The organism is Adlercreutzia shanghongiae, from assembly GCF_035830635.1.
GTDB lineage: Bacteria > Actinomycetota > Coriobacteriia > Coriobacteriales > Eggerthellaceae > Adlercreutzia > Adlercreutzia shanghongiae.
Map to the genome: position 1 here is coordinate 255,967 of NZ_JAYMFI010000003.1, position 18,281 is coordinate 274,247.

Annotated in this window: 16 protein-coding genes and 1 tRNA gene; 15 read left to right on the forward strand and 2 right to left on the reverse strand. The window is 61.3% G+C overall.

What is annotated here, in order from left to right; genetic code table 11:
• The first annotated feature begins 56 nt into the window (after positions 1 to 56).
• The 7 genes from VJ923_RS03105 to VJ923_RS03135 all read left to right on the forward strand — a co-directional run bounded on the left by VJ923_RS03105 (position 57) and on the right by VJ923_RS03135 (position 7,970).
• Positions 57 to 1,709 carry an ABC1 kinase family protein gene (locus VJ923_RS03105; RefSeq protein ID WP_326438423.1) on the forward strand — a complete coding sequence of 551 codons (1,653 nt, stop codon included), beginning with the start codon at positions 57 to 59 and terminating at the stop codon, positions 1,707 to 1,709.
• Between the two features lie 227 nt (positions 1,710 to 1,936).
• Positions 1,937 to 2,407: a universal stress protein gene (locus VJ923_RS03110; RefSeq protein WP_326438425.1), complete on the forward strand. Its 471-nt coding sequence runs from the start codon at positions 1,937 to 1,939 to the stop codon at positions 2,405 to 2,407.
• A gap of 408 nt (positions 2,408 to 2,815) precedes the next feature.
• The gene (locus VJ923_RS03115; protein WP_326438427.1) at positions 2,816 to 4,015 is read left to right on the forward strand and encodes a hypothetical protein; all 1,200 of its coding nucleotides are present in this window, start codon (positions 2,816 to 2,818) and stop codon (positions 4,013 to 4,015) included.
• Positions 4,016 to 4,124: 109 nt separating this feature from the next.
• Positions 4,125 to 4,808, forward strand: a complete 684-nt coding sequence (locus VJ923_RS03120; RefSeq protein ID WP_326438429.1) for a PspA/IM30 family protein — start codon at positions 4,125 to 4,127, stop codon at positions 4,806 to 4,808.
• A 152-nt stretch (positions 4,809 to 4,960) separates the two neighbouring features.
• A complete protein-coding gene (locus tag VJ923_RS03125; protein ID WP_326438431.1) occupies positions 4,961 to 5,371 on the forward strand; it encodes a helix-turn-helix domain-containing protein in 411 nt (136 codons plus the stop codon).
• The gene (locus VJ923_RS03130; RefSeq protein ID WP_326438433.1) at positions 5,371 to 5,976 is read left to right on the forward strand and encodes an AAA family ATPase; all 606 of its coding nucleotides are present in this window, start codon (positions 5,371 to 5,373) and stop codon (positions 5,974 to 5,976) included. Before VJ923_RS03125 ends, VJ923_RS03130 begins: the two co-directional genes overlap by 1 nt.
• Positions 5,977 to 6,893: 917 nt before the next feature.
• A complete protein-coding gene (locus VJ923_RS03135; protein ID WP_326438435.1) occupies positions 6,894 to 7,970 on the forward strand; it encodes a hypothetical protein in 1,077 nt (358 codons plus the stop codon).
• Between the two features lie 870 nt (positions 7,971 to 8,840).
• On the opposite strand, the gene VJ923_RS03140 is transcribed toward VJ923_RS03135, so the two are convergent.
• Positions 8,841 to 8,927: transfer RNA gene (locus tag VJ923_RS03140), tRNA-Leu, on the reverse strand.
• An 83-nt stretch (positions 8,928 to 9,010) separates the two neighbouring features.
• Complete coding sequence (locus VJ923_RS03145) at positions 9,011 to 9,241, reverse strand: hypothetical protein (protein ID WP_326438437.1); 231 nt, start codon at positions 9,239 to 9,241, stop codon at positions 9,011 to 9,013.
• A gap of 163 nt (positions 9,242 to 9,404) precedes the next feature.
• Between VJ923_RS03145 and purE the strand changes: the two genes are divergently transcribed.
• The 8 genes from purE to VJ923_RS03185 all read left to right on the forward strand — a co-directional run bounded on the left by purE (position 9,405) and on the right by VJ923_RS03185 (position 18,217).
• Complete coding sequence (purE, locus tag VJ923_RS03150; protein ID WP_455423867.1) at positions 9,405 to 9,872, forward strand: 5-(carboxyamino)imidazole ribonucleotide mutase; 468 nt, start codon at positions 9,405 to 9,407, stop codon at positions 9,870 to 9,872.
• 265 nt (positions 9,873 to 10,137) lie between these two features.
• The gene (locus tag VJ923_RS03155; RefSeq protein WP_326438441.1) at positions 10,138 to 12,483 is read left to right on the forward strand and encodes a thiamine pyrophosphate-dependent enzyme; all 2,346 of its coding nucleotides are present in this window, start codon (positions 10,138 to 10,140) and stop codon (positions 12,481 to 12,483) included.
• Complete coding sequence (locus VJ923_RS03160) at positions 12,480 to 13,181, forward strand: 2-oxoacid:acceptor oxidoreductase family protein (RefSeq protein WP_326438443.1); 702 nt, start codon at positions 12,480 to 12,482, stop codon at positions 13,179 to 13,181. Before VJ923_RS03155 ends, VJ923_RS03160 begins: the two co-directional genes overlap by 4 nt.
• Positions 13,182 to 13,507: 326 nt before the next feature.
• Positions 13,508 to 13,813: a type II toxin-antitoxin system Phd/YefM family antitoxin gene (locus tag VJ923_RS03165; protein ID WP_326438445.1), complete on the forward strand. Its 306-nt coding sequence runs from the start codon at positions 13,508 to 13,510 to the stop codon at positions 13,811 to 13,813.
• Positions 13,806 to 14,117, forward strand: coding sequence for a type II toxin-antitoxin system RelE/ParE family toxin (locus VJ923_RS03170; RefSeq protein ID WP_326438447.1), 312 nt, complete (start codon positions 13,806 to 13,808; stop codon positions 14,115 to 14,117). Before VJ923_RS03165 ends, VJ923_RS03170 begins: the two co-directional genes overlap by 8 nt.
• A gap of 316 nt (positions 14,118 to 14,433) precedes the next feature.
• Positions 14,434 to 15,669 carry a phenylacetate--CoA ligase family protein gene (locus VJ923_RS03175; RefSeq protein WP_326438449.1) on the forward strand — a complete coding sequence of 412 codons (1,236 nt, stop codon included), beginning with the start codon at positions 14,434 to 14,436 and terminating at the stop codon, positions 15,667 to 15,669.
• A gap of 79 nt (positions 15,670 to 15,748) precedes the next feature.
• Positions 15,749 to 17,824: a GGDEF/HDGYP domain-containing response regulator gene (locus VJ923_RS03180; protein WP_326438695.1), complete on the forward strand. Its 2,076-nt coding sequence runs from the start codon at positions 15,749 to 15,751 to the stop codon at positions 17,822 to 17,824.
• Positions 17,825 to 17,854: 30 nt separating this feature from the next.
• On the forward strand, positions 17,855 to 18,217 hold the full coding sequence (locus VJ923_RS03185) for an Hpt domain-containing protein (RefSeq protein WP_326438451.1): 363 nt from the start codon (positions 17,855 to 17,857) through the stop codon (positions 18,215 to 18,217).
• Positions 18,218 to 18,281 lie beyond the last annotated feature (64 nt).

An 18,281-nucleotide genomic window follows, 5' to 3' on the forward strand; every position in this document is an offset into this window, starting at 1 on the left:
AGCTGTATGCTCGTCGTTTCGCAAGCTAGTATGGGGCCAGCGAAAGGAGGCGTACCATGGCCACGTTCCAAGAGTTCATGCGTCTTGCCAAAATTAGCTTGGAGGACAAGACGTCGCACAAGCGCATGAACGAGATTGTCAAGATCATGCACGAGTACCATGTGCTCTCGGGCCTCACGCCCCAGCGCGCTGTGGAGGTGCTGCAGGCTCTCGGCCCCACCTACGTGAAGATAGGCCAGCTGGCGTCGAACCGCTCCGACCTTCTTCCCAAGGAGTACTGCGACGCATTCGAAACCTTGCGCGACGATGCTGACCCCATGCCGTTTGAGACCGTGATCGAGCAAATTGACACGGCGTACCAGGTCTCGTGGCATACCGTATTCGCCTCTATCGACCCGGTGCCTTTGGGCGCTGCTTCCATTGCGCAGGTGCACAAGGCCACGCTGCTCGACGGCACGGTGGTGGCCGTGAAGGTGCGCCGCCCGGGCGTGGCCGAGTCCATGGCCGAGGACATCACGCTCATGAAGCACCTGCTGGCCGCCGGTGAGCTGGCGAGCAACTCCCATCGCGAGATTCTGCTATCGCTGGAAGGTTTCGTGGAAGAGATCGAGCGCACTACCATCAACGAGGTGGATTTCTCCATCGAGTTGCACAACCTGGAGCGCTTCCGCAGGGAAATCGCCCATCAGGAGGGCGTTACCTGTCCGGTCGCCTATCCGGAGTACTCCACGGAGTCGGTGCTGGTGATGGAGTTCGTCCAGGGCGTGGAGATTTCCGACACGGTGGCGCTACGCGAGCAGGGAGTAGATGTGGATGCCTTGGCGCGCCGCGTGTGCCAAAGCTACGTGACCCAGGTGCTCGACTGCGGCTTTTTCCATGCCGACCCGCACCCGGGCAACATCCTCGTTCGCGATGGCGAGGTCGTGTGGATTGACCTGGGCATGGTGGGTTCGCTCACGGCGTCGGAGCGCATGCTCGTGGGGCAGGCGTTCACGGCTGTGGCCACGGACAACGCCTACTTGCTGAAGGAGGCGGTAACGGGACTCGTGCGCATCATCGGGCCGGTGGACCACGGCGCGCTGCTGGATGCCCTGTCGCGGCTTCTTGCCGAGTACAGCACCGCCGAGGTGAAGGAGATTAACGTCGGCACCGTGCTCACCGAGGTCATCGAGCTTCTGCGCAGCCAGAACATGGTCATGGTGTCGTCGGTGACTATGCTTGCCCGTGGCTTCGTGACCATTGAGGGCGTTATTGCCCAGGTGGCGCCGAATATCAGCGTCATCGAGATCGTGTCCAGGCACGTCATCGCCCAGCAGGGCGACCCAAAATACGTGGCCACGCGCCTGGTGGACCTCATGATCTCGGGCACTGGATCGGTGGAGGCGCTGGCCAAGCTGCCTACCCAGCTTTCGAACACCCTGGAGATGGTCGATCGCGGGCAGATTAAGCTGAACGGCAACGTGGACGTGTCCTCGCGCGTGCTGGCCACCCTGTATGCCTCGGTGGGGCGTCTGTCGTTGGCGCTGCTGTCGGCGGGGCTGTTTTTGGGGTCGTCCATTTTGTGCACTACCAACATGCAGCCCCAACTTCTGGAAGTTCCCCTGCTCGGCGTACTTGGATACATCGGCGCTTTTGTGCTGGGGTCCTACTGCGTGTTCCGCATTATGGTGTCCCGCCACCGCCTCTTGAACAACGAGGAGCCCCGGTAGCGCTGACGGTGTGCTCGTGTGCCCGCTGCTGACTAAGGTGGCGTCGTTGCTTTGCCGGTGCGCGATGTCGCCGGCTTTATCGGGCGCCGGGTAAGTTCAACGCCGTCTTTACAGGTCGCCGGACAAGGCGGGCGCAGTGATAAAATGACTCTGCTGCTTATAAATATGAGCGGGCGAGTAAGGTTTTCAGTAGGATGCGCCCGCTTCAGGGGCTAAGGAGGTTCCTCATGTATAAGAAAGTGCTCGTCCCTTACGACAAGTCCGAGCCGGCGAAGAACGCCCTGCAGGCCGCCATCGATTTGGTGTCCGAGGTACCCGGCGGCGAGATTACGGTGCTGTCGGTCGTCGATTGGCACGACTTCAACGCGGAAACCTTCAAAATTGCCTCGCGTATGTCCGGCGTCATGGGCGACACCATGGATATGGAGGTCATCTCCGAGGTGGAGAGCGAGGCCATCAAGGCTGACATGGACGCCATCGCCGAGAACATCGAGCCTTTGGTGGGCGACGTGGACGGCGTGGGCATCGCTGTCGTGAACGGCTCTCCCCACGACTCCATCACCGCGTACGCCGATGAGGGAGACTACGACTGCATTGTCATGGGCCATCGCGGCCTGGGCGCTGTGCGCGGCATGCTCGGCAGTGTCTGCTACTCGGTGCTGCACAAGACCAACATCCCTGTGCTCATCGTGAAATAAAGCGAGAGAGCTGTGGAAGGCGGGCGGGAACGGCCTCGTTTCTGCCCATACGCATAAGGTAAGCCGCGGTTTGGGCGGGAACGGCCTCGTTTCCGCCCACGGAATGGGCGCAAGGGCATTAGCGGGGCGGGAACGGCCTCGTTTCCGCCCCGCCGGGCAAGAAAAGCCGCGGTTTGGGCGGGAACGGCCTCGTTTCCGCCCACGGAATGGGCGCAAGGGCATTAGCGGGGCGGGAACGGCCTCGTTTCCGCCCCGCCGGGCAAGAAAAGCCGCGGTTTGGGCGGGAACGGCCTCGTTTCCGCCCACGGAACGAACGCAAAGGCATTAGCGGTCGGGAACGGCGGCGTTTCCGCCCGCGAAATTTCCGTTGCAAGTTCATATGCAGCGTGAACGCAGAAGGGATAGCTTATGGGACGATCAGGTGGCGGCGGATTTAGCGGCGGCGGTCGTTCCGGCGGAGGCTTTGGAAGCGGCGGCGGTCGCATAACCGGTGGATTTTCTGGCGGCTCGGGCTTCGGCGGAGGGCGCAGCGGCGGTCCGGGATCGGGCCCGCGCTCGGGTGGCTTCGGCGGGTACCCCGGGGGCTACTACGGTGGCGGCTTCGGAGGTGGAAGCTTCTGGGGAGGATTCCTGGGTGGGCTCATGGGTTCTAGCCGCAGTGGCGGAGGTGGTTCGGTGCCACCGCAAATGCCCCAAAGCCCTCAACAGCCGGGGTCGGGCGGGCCGCTGCAGCCGGGGCCTGGCGGATCCCACCAGCCGAATAATGCGTCATCAGGCAGTCAGCAGGGCAAGGCGCCTGGCAGCGGCTGCGGCACCGTTTTCATCATCGTGGCGGCATTCTTTCTAGTGGTATTGCTGGTAGTGGCGTTAGGGAGCGGCGGTTGCTCAGCGTCATCGGTGCCGGCGTCCACGGTCGACCGCGAGCCTTTGCCTGCGGGCTCTGTCAACTTGACCGGGTACTACACCGATGCCGACGGTGACTGGATTCATAATCCCGCCATCCTCGAAAAGGGCATGCGTCACTTTTACGAGGAAACGGGCATTCAGCCTTACGTCTACATCCTGCCCAACGGTCAGACGACGTCCTATGAGCAGCTGCAAAAGATTGCCGACGAGCAGTACGACAAGCTCTTTACCGACGAGGCCCATCTGCTTGTGGTGTTTTGCGACACGGGCAACGGACGATTCAATGCTGCCTACACCCTGGGCAACCTCGGTGGAAGCGTAATGGATGAGGAAGCCTTCCAGATTCTCATGGCGAATTTCCGGCTTGCCTATGATAACGCCTCTACCGATGAGGGCGTGTTCGCCGATGCCTTCAGCGACACGGCTGACCGTATCATGACAGTTACGCCGTCGCCTGTGGTTCCGCTGGCCATATGCGGTACCGTGCTCATCGTTGCCGCAATCGCGTTCGTTGTCGTGCGCAATCGGCGTTTGGCCCAGCAGCGCGAAGCCGAGCGGATGGAGCAGATTTTGAACACGCCGCTGGAAACCTTCGGGGACTCGAGCCTCGCGGATTTGGAAAAGAAGTACGCCGATGCTTCGTCCGCGCCGCCGGTGACCTCCGCGAAGCTGATTTCCGACGACCCGATTCAGCGCTCGTAGCGCAACGGATTGCGCGGCACCTGCAAGGAAACCTCTTCGCTACCTGCGAAGTTGACCCGGCCCCGTGGGGCCACGAACGGGGCCTTAAGGCCAGAAGGGAGCGCCCACCATGGGTATTCTCGATCGCTTCACCTCTATCGTGAAGGCTAACATCAATGAGCTGCTCGACAAGGCGGAAGACCCGGAGAAGATGGTCGACCAGTACCTGCGCGAGATGACCGAGTCGCTGGCCGAGGTGCGCGAGGCCACCGCCGGCGTCATGGCCGAAGAGAAGCGCTGCAAGAAGCTGGTGGACGAGAACAAGGCCGAAGCGGAGAAGTACGAGGAACTGGCCCGCAAGGCCCTGACCGCGGGCAACGAGGCCGACGCGCGTGTGTTCCTGGCGAAGAAGCAGGAGCTGGCCGGCCGCACCGAGGGGCTTGTGGTGGCCTACGAGGGCGCCAAGGCCAACGCCGACAAGATGCGCCAGATGCACGACAAGCTGGTTTCCGACATCGAGGAGCTGAATGCCCGCAAGGCCGCCATCAAGGCCAAGGCTGCGGTGGCGAAGACCCAGAGCAAGGTGAACGAGATGACCTCGGCCGGCGACCGCGCCGAGGGCGCCCGCAGTGCCTTCGACCGCATGGAGGCCAAGGCCGACGAGATGCTCGACCGCGCCAACGCCGTGGCCGAGCTGTCTGAGAAGCCGGCCGACCCCACCGAGGACTTGGCCAAGAAGTATGCCGAGGCCGGCGCCACCGCCGCCGTAGACGACGACCTGGCCCGCCTCAAGAAGGAAATGGGCCTGGAGTAGAATCTACCGTTTCGCGTGATAGTCCCAAAATGCCCGGGCGGCCTCCGAGAGGAGGTCGCCCTTTCGCATTTTTCGCAAGCAGGCAGAAGGACGTTTCTCGCGCGGCTATGATATTATTGCGTCAACGCAATAATTAAGGGAAGGAGCCGGCCATGCTTTCAGTGGAGGAGGCTGCACGGCAGCTGGGGGTAACTCCTGCGCGCGTACGGGCGCTTATCAAGGACGGACGGCTCTCTGCTGCGAAGAACGGCCGCGAATGGGTGCTGCGCGAGGAGGATGTGCTGGCGCGTCTGATGGAAGCTCCCCGCGCGGGGCGCCCGCGCCGCGCCGGCACAGGACCTCGGTTGCTCCGACGGCAGGAGGAGGGCGGGGTGCCGTCCGCGGAGCGGGCCGACCGCGCCCATGAGCTCTACGACGAGTGTCGGCGCATGTTCGCCCATCTTCCCTCCGAGGAGCTGATGGCCGCGGCGCGCACCAGGGAGGAGGCGTCCTTCTATATGGCTGCGTTCGATTTCTTCCTGCAGCAGCGGCAGCGGGAGCTGGTAAAGCAGGGGGTTTTCTGATGCGGCCTGTTTACGCGGTGTTCGCGGGGGTGAACGGAGCGGGGAAATCGACGTTCTACCGGACGGGCTTGTGGCGCGAGGAGAGCATGCCGACTTCGATGGCGCGCGTGAACTCGGACGAGATCGTCGTGGCCCAAGGCGGCGATCCGGCTTCGAGCTCCGATCAGCTGCGCGCAGGCCGCGAGGCCGTTCGCCTTATCGAGGAGCACTTTTCACGCGGGCGCAGCTTCAACCAGGAGACCACGCTGACGGGCCACGCGGTGCTGCGCAACATGCGCCGCGCCCGCGATGCGGGCTATCGGGTCGTGCTGTACTACATCGGCGTTGACGCTCCCGCCGTGGCCATCGACCGTATCGCGCACCGCGTGGCAGTGGGCGGCCATGACATCGATGACGCGGCGGTGCGCCGTCGCTATCGCGCCTCGCTGCGAAATTTCTCCCACGCGCTCGATGTGTGCGACGAGGTGACGGTGCTGGACAACACCGTTGAGTTCGTCGCCATTGCCCGTTGGAGGGCCGGCGTTCTCTCTTGGGTGGGAAACGTCGCGAAGCACGGGACGTGGCTGATGGACGCGGTGCGCGACGAAAGTCTCTGGAGGGCGTAGAGGGCGCAGTGTTTCGGCTGCTCGTCCCCATATGCTCCATTCCAAAAGGCGGCAGAAGAGATGCGGTTCATAGGTGCTCCTTACGCATTGATGCGGCCGCCCACGTTCGCCTGCGCAGCCTCCATGGTACGTCAGGCAACGACCAAGTTCCCATTGCTGAGACTATCCGTCAACGTTGCGATAAGTTCGTGGGACACGGCCGCCATAAGATGTTTTGCGCTTGAGGATTGGGCTTGTAGCAAGCACAAGACTTGGGGGCACTCAGCAAACTGTAAGGGTGAGGCTATCAGCTCCCGTTATAATGACGGCAGGTGCTCCGTCACGCCCGGGCAGCTTCGAGAAAGGAGCTACCCATGGATACACAAACTATGATTGCGCTTTGCGACCTCATGCTTGTGTTCATCGGAGTCGTCGGCCTCGTGCTGGTGAGGAAGGAGTGACGGACGGTGTTGGCAAAGAAGAAGCCGGGCCCCACGCGAAGGTAAACCCGGCTTAATCTGACAACCGATGCTGCCCAGTTCGGCGGGGCATCGATCGGTTTGCATCATAGCACGGGTCGGCCATGTTGTTGGAGGGCCACCGTGCCAGTAGTTTTCCGTACGTCAAATTCTTATAGATTTACGCATGCTAGATACCCAATCCATGTCGGCCTGTCTGCTTGTTTCCGCTTCTCATAGAGGTTTGAGGTTGGTGCGCGAGTGGCTATGTTACACTGGAACATGCCAGACAACCTAATAAGATCAGTTAGCTTTGCGCCAACCACGGTTGAGGAGGACATCTATCCGTCCTCTAATACGTGGTTGCGTATTCACAGGGTTGTCTGGCGACAAGGGTGGATGTCCTCCTTCGCTATCGCCAGAGCGCGACATCCAGGAAATCGATATTTGAACATGGAGGTTGCGGCAATGGGCAATGACTTGGCTGACGCTATCACCGTAGAGGTTCCAGCGAATTCCCAGGAGATATCCGTACAACAGTTAGAGGAATCTAAGATAGAGGGCATTCCTGTTCTGAAAAACTGGAAACCTGCGCCGGTATTCTCTGCCCTAGGCGCTCTATGCTGGTTGTTCGTCTGGCGCTTCCTTGCCCTGCTTTGCATCTTCGCAAGTAGCCTCGCGCTTGGCTCAGATGACCGGTCATACATGTTGGGGCTTGTTGCGGCCCTTGTCTTTCAGGTTGCAATCGTCGCCGTGTATGCCCTGCTGTTCTACCCGTCCTACTACAAGGAGAAACCGCCGCTCAAGTCGAGCAGGGCAATCTCCTTCCTGAACTACCTGCTCGGCGGTGTCGTTTTCGGCTGGTGCTGGAACAGCAATCTAAAGAGGAGTCACTTGATAGAGCGGCCCGAAAAGGGCGTGTCTCATATTGTCATGGTTGTCCTGCAGGTCATCGTTTTGGTTTTTTATCTGGCCATGTACGTCCCTTATCTCGTTGATGCGTCAATGCCTGAAGCCAACTTAGCCAGCGACTATGACGAAGTAGAGTCGTATTCCATCAAGGGGGCCTCGCCATCAATGTCCCAAAGTGATGAAGGAGACAGGCTTGTCGACACGGCTGCTGGAGTTTCTTTCGTGGTTCCCAAGGGGTGGCACGGAGCAGACCTGATGAAGGAGCGGCACTTTATCAGGTGGAAAGCCTACCCCAACGACAACGCAACAGCGGGGATTACCTACGGTGCTTCGTTAGCGGAAGAGGTTGATCCAGACGATTTAGTAGCCGAGGACTTCGAAGGCATTATCTCCGAGATCCTAGAAGACTGCCAGGACGAGGCTGTCGAGCGGGTGAACATTGGGGGAACCGATTATTGGATGATTACCGGTACGGGAATCAACGTGCAAGAGGAATTCGCATTGCCTGTTTCGGCAACTTTCCTCATGAGCTTCGAGAACGGTTTTGGATATTCCTTCCAGTATCTTGATTACTCGCAGGGGCAGGATGCCTCGAGATACTACAGCGACTTCATAGAGATGGTCGAGAGTGTGGTTTATGGGTAGGCTTGTATTGGGCATCTTGCGCGTAAAGCAGCCTTCTCGCTTCTGGCGACCCTCCTAATCGTCGGGTTTTTCGATCACGCCTTTTGAAAAGCCATGCGGTAGAGGCGTCCTTTAGCCAAAGTATTCTAGAAACTGCCAACAGATTATGTCGAACTTGTCTCACTTCAAATAACGATCATCGCAGTATTTCCTGAATTTGGTACTGTCGCAAACTTGTTCGCTTGATCCAGAGCGACGCTCAAAATGATGCGCTCTTGGATTGAGCAATCGAGATATATAATTCCCGGCGTGTCTGGGTGCGGGCTCAAGCCGAAGGCTGCCGCACTTGGCCCCCGGTTGAATGCTGTGTTTCCGTCCTTGTCGCTGCTTTTCGAAGCAGAGAACTCCTTGTTGCGAGGAGCTCGCGCTTTTTCAATGCGCCGCCGTATATCTGTTTCTGTGCACTACAGTATCGGCAGGTGCTCCGTCACGTCCGGGCAGCTTCACGAAAGGAGCTTGCCTTTGGATACCCAGACAGTAACCGCCCTGTGCGACCTCTTGCTTGTGGTGATCGGAATCATCGGGCTCGTCCTGGTGAGAAGGGAGTGACGGACAGTGTTGGCAAAGAAGAAGCCGGGCCCTGCGCAAAGGTAAACCCGGCTTGATCTAACAACCGATGCTGCCCGGCTCGGCGGGGCACCGATTGCTTTGCATTATAGCACGGGTTGGCCGTGTTGTTGGAGGGCCACCGTGCCAGTAGTTTTCCGTACGTCAAATCCCTATAGATTTACGCATGCTAGATACCCAGTCCATGTCGGCCCGTCTGCTTGATTGCCCCGGTGCATGTCGTGACAGCAAAAACGCCCTCCGAGGAGGGCGTTTGTTTCAAAATGGTGCGGGCGAGAGGACTTGAACCTCCATGGGGTTGCCCCCATACGGACCTGAACCGTACGCGTCTGCCAATTCCGCCACGCCCGCAGGTGCTGTTTCGGCTGCGCCAAAAGAGCGTAGTTGATAATACCCGACTTGTAGCATCGGTGCAAGGAGTTTTTTCGGGAAAGCTACCCTTCGCGCAAAATTGTGTCGGCAGTTTCCGTCAGGGCGGCGTTGGTCTCGTCCTGCTGGCGGCGCTCGGCGCGCTCCTCGTGGGCAATCTCGCGACCGATGTAGTCGTGCATGCCGTGATCCTCGCGGTACTCGTGCTCCTTCTCAGTGTGCTTTTCCTCGCGCTCGTGATCTTCGACGTGCTTCTCCTGCTGTTTTTCGTGCTGCTTCAGCGTCTCGGTGCTCATGGTGGCTCCTTCCATCGGATGTGTTCCCCAACCTTAGACCAGCGCCTGCCCCGCGCGACCCGTCGCGGCCATTCGTAGGCGTTTTGCAACGCGACGGTTCTATAATGGAGGGCATTGTTTCCGGCCGCAGCGGAAAGCCCGCGCGGCCCTGTGGGGAAAGGACCTGCGCATGAGCGACGCGACGCCGGTGGTCGGCATCATTATGGGATCGGAATCGGACATGCCGGCCATGGAGCCGTGCATGGCCCAGCTGGACGCCATGGGCGTGCCCTACGAGGTGAAGGTGGCCAGCGCCCACCGCAAGCCGGCTGTGGTGCACGAGTGGGCCGAAACTGCCGTCGCGCGCGGCATCAAGGTCATCATCGCCGCAGCGGGCAAGGCTGCGCACCTGGGCGGCGTGGTGGCCGCCTTCACGCCGCTGCCGGTCATCGCCGTGCCTATGAAGACGAGCGATTTGGGCGGTCTGGACTCGCTGCTGTCCATGGTGCAGATGCCCTCGGGCGTGCCGGTGGCCTGCGTGGCCATCAACGGCGCGAAGAACGCCGCCATTTTGGCCGTGCAGATGATGGGCACGAATGATGCGGCCATGCTGCAGAAGGTGGCCGACCTGAAGGCGGATATGGCCCGCTAGGCATTTTGGCTTTCGCCCAGATGACTTTTTAGGCTATTTTTTGCTCAAAAAGCGCGTTTGTTTGCACTTGCTGCTTGAGCGCTCCTGGAAGAAATTACGAAAACTGATCATTTGAGGGCGCATGGCGTGCAAATCGCGGAAAACACGTGGGAAAAGCGAGCGATAGGCTCCTTGGGCAAGAAGGCGACTGCAAACAAACGCCGTTTTTAGGCAAAAATGCTCGACATTGTTGGCTCGGCGGATGGACGAGAGAGCAAGAGGTGCTATGAAGAAACTTCTGATGGGGAACGAGGCGTTCGCGCACGCGGCCTTAGAGGCCGGGGTGAACGTGGTGGCGGGGTATCCCGGCACGCCCTCGTCCGAGCTGGTGGAAACCGTGGCGAAACTGCATGCCGACGGTGCGGCGCGCGACGTGCACGTGGAATGGTCCACCAACGAGAAGGCGGCGCTAGAGCTTCTGGCCGGCGCTTCGTACTGCGGTGCGCGGGTGCTGTTCACCTGCAAGCAGGTGGGCCTGAACGTGGCGTCCGACGCGCTTATGTCGCTGAACTACGTGGGCGCGGGCGGCGGCTGCGTGCTGTTCGTGGCCGACGATCCGGGCCCTATTTCGTCTCAGACCGAGCAGGACACGCGTCGTTTCGGCGCTTTCGCTAAAGTGCCGGTGCTGGACCCCAGCTCGCCCGACGAGGGCTTCGCCATGATGAAAGCGGCCTTCGAGCTGTCCGAGCGCTACCATACGCCGGTTATCGTGCGTCCCACCACGCGCATTAACCACGCCTCCACCTTCTTCGACGTGGCTGAGGAAACCCACGGGCGGCCGCTGCCCGAGGAGGGTTTCCAGAAGGACCCGAGGTGGATCATCTTCCCGAAACGCGCCTTTGAGGGCCATGGCGAGATCAACCGCCGGCTGGCCCAAATCGCCTGGGATTTCGACCACGATCCCGCCTTTGCCCAGTTCAACCAGGTAGTAGAAGGCGGCGGGGAGGAAGCCGCGACCAAGCGGCGTGGCGTGGAAGGCGCCGTGGCAGAGCGGGATGCTGCGGAAGGTGCTGCGCCCGAAGCCCCCGCCGTGGGCATTGTGACGGGTGGCGTTTCGACGGCCTACGCCCGCGAGGCGCTCTTGCTTATGGAAGCCGAGGCCGCCGCAGCGGGCCTGGCGGTGCCGCGTTGGCGCCTGCTGGCCGTGGGCACGCCCTACCCGTTCCCGGCCGAGACGGCCGCGGCCTTCGCCGAGGGGCTGACCGACGTCATCGTGTTCGAGGAATTGGACTCGGTGTTGGAAGAGGAGATGCTGAAGCTCGCGGGCGTGCGCCATCTGCCCCTGCGCGTGCACGGGAAGCTGACCGGCGCCGCCAACGACCGCGGCGAGAACACCACGGAGAGCATTGCCGGTCGCCTCGGCCGCTTCTTCGGCCGCACGAGTGTATCGAGCTGCGTTGAGCAGCGAGCGGGGAGCGAGGCTCCCTCGCGCGCAGGTTGCGCAGCGACTGGAACAGTCCAGTGGACTGTTCCACAAAGCGAGCCATTGCTTGAGCACGAGGGAGCCTCGCTCCCCGCTCGCGGACAGACGGATTCTCTTGCCGCTCTCGTGGCGGCTACCATCGGCGCGAACCACCTCAGCTACGAGGGTCCGCTGCCCGTGCGGCCGCCGGTGCTGTGCGCGGGCTGCCCCCATCGCGGCAGCTTCTACGCCGTGAAGCAGGCGCTCCGTGGCCGCGATGCGGTGCTGTGCGGCGACATCGGCTGCTACACTCTCGGCAACGCCGCCCCGCTCGATGCGGTGGACACCTGCCTGTGCATGGGCGCGGGCATCACTATGGCCCAGGGCTTTTCCATCGTGGAGCCGGGTAAGAAGCAGGTGGCCTTCGTGGGCGACTCCACGTTCTTCGCCAGCGCCATGACCGGCATCGCCAACGCCGTGTACAACGGCCACGACGTCACCTTCGCCATTCTGGACAACGCCACCACGGCCATGACCGGCAGCCAGCCGCATCCGGGCACGGGCGTCACCCTCATGGGCGAGCGGCGCCGACCCATCGTCATCGAGGAAGTGCTGCACGGCCTGGGTGTCCAGCATATCGGCTTCGCGAACCCCCACAGCTTGGAAGGCTCCGTGGCAGCGGCGCGGGCGGCCATCGACTTCGAAGGCCCCTCGGCCATCATCTTCCGCGCACCGTGCATCCAGCTGAAAAAGCCCGATGCACCCGTGGTCATCGACGCCGATGCGTGCACCGGTTGCAAGAAGTGCATCACCTCCATCGGCTGCCCGGGCATCGGCTTCGACGGGGCGCGGCGCGGTCCGAAATCGGGCGAGCGTGGCCAGGCATTCGTGGATGCAAGTCTCTGCGACGGCTGCAGCCTGTGCGTCCAGGTGTGCCCCTTCGGCGCCATTCAGGGCGCGCCGGGCTTCGGCGGCGCGGCGCCGGTGGAGCCGGCGGTGTACGCGCCCGACCCCGATCCGTTCCAGACGGGGCCGATTCCGCGTGTACTGGCCGACGAGGTGAACGATTTCCAGGAAACGGAGCTGGCCGACCAGCCGCTCGAGACGCCCGGTGCGGCGCTGGGTGCAGCGGAAGCCACGGAAACGGCGGAAGAAGGGGGTGCCCGATGATTAACGTTCTTCTGGCGGGCGTGGGCGGTCAGGGCACGGTGCTGGCCGCGAAGGTGCTGGCCAGCGCTGCTGCGGCTCGCGGTTGGCAGGTGCGCACGGCCGAGACCATCGGTATGGCCCAGCGCGGCGGCAACGTGACGAGCCATGTGCGCATGGGCTCGGACGGGGAAGAGGTGTTCTCGCCGCTCATCACGCCGGGCACGGCTGATATGGTCATCGCGTTGGAGCCCGGCGAGGCTGCTCGCGCGCTGCCGTATCTGGCTCCGGGCGGCGTGCTCGTAACGGCCACGACGGCCATTCAGCCCGTAACGGCGGCCCTGGCGGGCGTACCCTACCGCGTCGGCGATGTGGTGGCGGGTTTGGCGAGCGCTCTACAGGCGCAGGCGCCCTGCGAGCAGGCGGCCGATGCGGTTGCGCGCCCGAACGTAGCGACCGATAGCCAAGATGCTCAGGCGCCGAGCGTGGAGGGCTATCCGGTGCCCCTGTTCGTGCCGGTGGATGACGAGGCCCTCATGCGCGAGCTGGGTGCTGCTTCTCGTAAGTCGCTCAACATGATGCTGCTGGCTGTGGCTGTGGCCCAGGGGCGCGTGCCTCTCACCTTGGACGAAGTGAAAAGCGCCGTGGAAGCCTGCGTAAAACCCCAGTACGTAGCCATGAATCTAGAGGCCATCGACCACGCCGCCCAAGCTTACGGCTAGGCCCCTTCGTCTTCCAAGCGTTCAATTAAATACTCGCGGAAGAAGGGCGGATCGAATCCAACAACGCCGTGAGCGCGTCGGCCGATGATGCCCGCATCAAAACGAACGAACAATCTCCGAGCGTCCGGCAAGATGCAGGGGAATCTCCCTAAAGCTCAGCGTGAAGGGATTCTCTTCCATGGGCGGCCTCTAAGTTCTTCTAAGTTCTTCTAAGTTTCTCTAAGTTTGCAAGCGTTTGCTGGGAATCACGCAAAATAATTGCTATTAGTAGAAATTATAAATAGTATAATTCCTACCATAATTCATAGTAGGAAAGTAGGCATACTATGGCATCTGCAACGGCGGCGCTACCGCTTATTCGGCCCATTACTGATTTGCGCACGCAGTTCAACGACGTGTGCACTCAGGCAACGGAAACCCAGGAGCCCATCATTCTCACGAAGAACGGTGTGCCGGCTTACGTGCTGGAAGATTGCGCGGCTTACGAGGCGGCGGCGCAGCGCAACCGCATGTTCCTCGCGTTGCGCGAGGCGGAGATAGAGGAACGCTACCGACCGCAGGCCCTCACGGCAGAGGAATCGGATGCGCGCATGGCCGAGATCTTCAACGTGTGGGGGCTCGACTATGCTTGATTTGGCGTGGAGGCCGCGCGCCCACCTCGACCGCGAGTCTATCGCCATCTATCTTGGTCACGAGAGGCGCGCCCCTCAGGCCGCACTCGATGCCATCAAGGCTATCGACGCAGCCATCGATATGGCGCGCACGTTTCCTGATGTGGGCGGGCATTTCACCGATGACCATCTCGAGCACGAGTACCGCACCACCCTCGCAGGCTCCTATATCATCTACTACCGCTACAACGCCACGACGCTCACAATCTATCGCGTCATGCACCAGCGTCAGAATATGGATACCTACAGCCTCATCGAGTTTTAATCAGGCTCCGCAGGGACGGACTTCAGTCCGTCCTCCTCAGGTGCGATGGTCTTGCGTAGGGAGGGGCGACTGAAATCGCCCCCTACGGGGGACTTGCGAGAGGGCAGGTTATTAACCTTTTTAAGTTAACGAGTAAGTTAACCGCTTGAGTAAAGGAGAAACGGGGAGAGAACGCTGATGTTCCATGTCAGCGAATGGGGGCGGTTTCCCTTAATTTACCTGCGTCGTTACCGTGAAACGGGTGTCTCATTTGTTGCCAGTTTGTTAGAATGGTTCAAATTCGCAATACTGTGCCCAAAGGAGAGACGCGATACTCATGGAAATGACCGCTGAGCAGCTTGACCTCATCACGCACGAGCTGGCCACCATCAAGGAACGCTCGCCGTTCTACGCGAAGAAGTTCGAAGGCATCGATGTCGCCGACGTGCGCAGCCAGGCCGATTTCGAGAAGCTGCCCTTCTCCGAGAAGGACGACCTGCGCGCGGTGTATCCGCTGGGCTTGCAGGCCGTGCCTGATGAGGAAGTGGTGCGCATCCACAGTTCGTCGGGCACCACGGGCACGCCGGTCATCATCCCCTACACTCAGCAGGACGTCATCGACTGGGCCATCCAGTTCGCCCGCTGCTACGAGACGGCCGGCATCACGCCACTCGACCGCATCCAGATCACCCCGGGTTACGGCCTGTGGACGGCCGGCATCGGTTTCCAGCTGGGAGCCGAGCGTTTGGGCGCCATGGCCATTCCCATGGGCCCCGGCAACACGGAGAAGCAGCTGAAGATGATGCAGGACCTAAAGTCCACGGTCATCTGCGCCACCAGCTCCTACGCGCTCTTGCTCGCCGAGGAGATCACCAAGCGCAACCTGCGCGACAAGATTCACCTGAAGAAGGGCGTCATCGGGTCGGAGCGCTGGGGCGAGAAGATGCGCAACCGCATCCAGGACGAGCTGGGCATCGAAATCTACGACATCTACGGCCTCACCGAGGTGTACGGTCCGGGTATCGGCATTTCCTGTGACGCCCATGACGGCATGCACATCTGGGACGACTTCGTCTACATCGAGATCGTGGACCCGGAAACCGGGGAGGTGCTGCCCGACGGCCAGGAGGGCGAGCTGGTGCTCACCACCCTGCGCAAGCAGGGTGCGCCGCTCATCCGCTACCGCACCCACGACCTCACGCGCATCGTTCCCGGCACCTGCTCCTGCGGTCTCCGCCATCCGCGCATCGCCACGCTCACCGGCCGCACCGACGACATGTTCAAGGTGAAGGGCTGCAACATGTTCCCGGCTCAGGTGGAGGAGGTCATCAAGGCCACCGACGGCACCAGCTCGGAATACCAGGTGATGATCGAGGCAGTGAACGGCCACGACGTGCTCACCGTGCTGTTCGAGACGCCGTTGGAAGGCGAGGCGCTTGCCCGCTGCGAGGAGGAGCTGGCGCTCATCTTCAAGGCGAAGCTCGGCTGCACGCCGGAGGCCAAGGGCGTGCCTGTGGGCGAGCTGCCGCGCTCCGAGAAGAAGACCAAGCGCATCTTCGACAGCCGTTACTAGAGGATATTCACGAAAGCCCGCCAGATGGGAGGAGAGAGCCATCACTACGAGCTTTAACAACACCAAGCAGACGATTCTCATCGTCGACGACTCGATGCTCAATCGAGCGCTGCTTGCCGACATGATCGGCGACAGCTTCCGCATCATCGAGGCCGAGGACGGCAAGCAGGCCGTTGCCCAGCTGCAGAAAGAGGGCACGGGTATTTCACTCGTGCTTCTCGATTACGTGATGCCGCATATGAACGGCTTCGATGTGCTGGATTTGATGAACAAGAACGGCTGGATCAAGGACATCCCGGTCATCATGGTGTCCGCCGAATCCGACGCCGCCTACGTGGAGCGCGCCTACGAGCTGGGCGTGACCGACTTCATCAACCGCCCCTACGACGTGAACATCGTGCGTCGCCGCGTCATGAACACCCTCATGCTGTACCAGAAGCAGCGTACGCTCATGGGCATGGTGGCCGACCAGGTGTACGAGCGCGAGAAGTCGAACAACCTCATGGTGTACATCTTGTCGCACATCGTGGAGTTTCGTAACGGCGAGAGCGGCATGCACGTGCTGAACGTGCAGGCCATGACCGAGATGATTCTCACGCATCTGGTGCGCTTGACCGACCAGTACGAGCTGACGCCCGAGGACATCTCACTCATATCCATGGCCTCCAGCTTGCACGATATCGGCAAGATCGCCATTCCCGAGGAGATTCTGAACAAGCCCGGCCGCTTCACCGACGAAGAGTTCGAGGTCATGAAGACGCACTCTGCCGTGGGCGCCGACATGCTGGACGACCTTGAGCTGTACAAGGACGAGAAGCTGGTGCGCGTGGCTCGCGACATTTGCCGATGGCACCACGAGCGCTACGATGGCCGCGGTTATCCCGATGGTCTTTCCGGCGATGAGATTCCCATATCGGCCCAGGTCGTTGCCTTGGCCGATGTGTACGACGCCCTCACGAGCCAGCGCGTGTACAAGCCGCCGTTCAGCCACGAGGAAGCTCTGCGCATGATTCGCGACGGCGAGTGTGGCAGCTTCAACCCGCTCATTCTGCAGTGCCTCACCGAGGTGGCCGAGGAGCTGAAGAGCCGTTTGAACCGTGGCGTCACGGGACGCGAGATCAACGTTGACACGCTTCACGTGACCGATTTCGCCGCCGATGCCGAGGCGTCGTCCCGCACCTTGGAGCTGCTCGATTACGAGCGCATGAAGTACCACTTCTTCGCCAGCATGAGTAACGAGGTGCAGTTCGAGTACACCGCCGAGCCCTCCATCATCGTGTTGTCCGATTGGGGCGATCGTAAGCTGGGGCTGCCGGAAATTATCATGGACCCGTACAGCGACGAGGCGTTCCTTTCCGTATTCGGCCAGGCCAACATCGATAAGCTGAATAAGATGCTGCGCGCCACCACGCCGGAGAGCCCGACCGTCAACATGGAGATGGAAGTCAACGTCGACGGCGAGTCGCGCTGGCTGCACCTTATTGCCCAGGCCCTGTGGTCCGACGAGAATCCGCCGGCCTACCTGGGGTCTATCGGCAAGTTCATCGACATCGACGACCAGCAGGCCCAGCTGCGCGATTTGCAGTTCAAGGCCTACCACGACCCGCTGACCGAGGTGGTCAACGGCGCTTTCGCCCGCAAGGTCATCACCGAGCGCCTCGGGGAAGACCACGGGGCCGAGCGGTCGGATGACCGCTTCGTGATGCTGGTATGTGATTTGGACCTGTTCAAGCAGGCCAACGACAACTACGGTCACCAGTTCGGCGACAAAGTGCTCCAGCACTTTGCGCACCTGCTGCAGGAAAGCGTTCGTACCACCGATGTGGTGGCCCGCGTGGGCGGCGACGAATTCCTCGTGTGCATGGAATGCCCGCCGGACCCGCGTCCGCTGGTAGCGCGCATCCATGGCTCTCTCGAGGGCGAGGTTGACGGTTTCCCACTGTCGGTCTCCATGGGCGTGGCCACCACCGATGACGGCGTGCGCGACTACGACGAGCTGTTCCGCCAGGCCGACATGGCGCTCTATCACATGAAGCGTTCAGGACGTGGCGGCTACGTTTTCTACGACGATTTGAGCGAAGAGGAGCGGGGCTCTTTGTTCGAAGGCGGCCACACGGCCCTTTCCGGCATAGACAGTGACGATGATGACCAGTAGACTGCAACGCACTATATAAAGGAGTAACGAATGTCTTTGGAAATTGCCTACGCTGCCATGGGCGGCGATTTGGAGACGGTGCGAGGCCGTTTGCTCACCGACGAGCGCATCGAGAAGTTCGCTAAGATTTTTCTGCAGGATACCTCGATGCAGACGCTGGAGGCCGCCCTGGAAGCAGGGGATTTCTCCGAGGCCTTCCGTGGCGCCCACACGCTGAAGGGCGTGAGCCGCGATTTGGGTTTCACGCCGCTGTTCGAGGCGTCCTGCGAGCTGTCCGACGCCCTGCGCCTTGACGACGCCGGCACGCCGGCGAATCTGGCGGCCGTGCCGGAGCTTATGCCGAAGGTGCGCGACGCCTATGCCCTTGTGGTTGACTCCATCGCCATTATCTAGCTGAGACGAACTTGCGCGCGATGGCGCCCGCGGCGCCAGGGGTGCGAGGCCCCAAAGAAGGAAA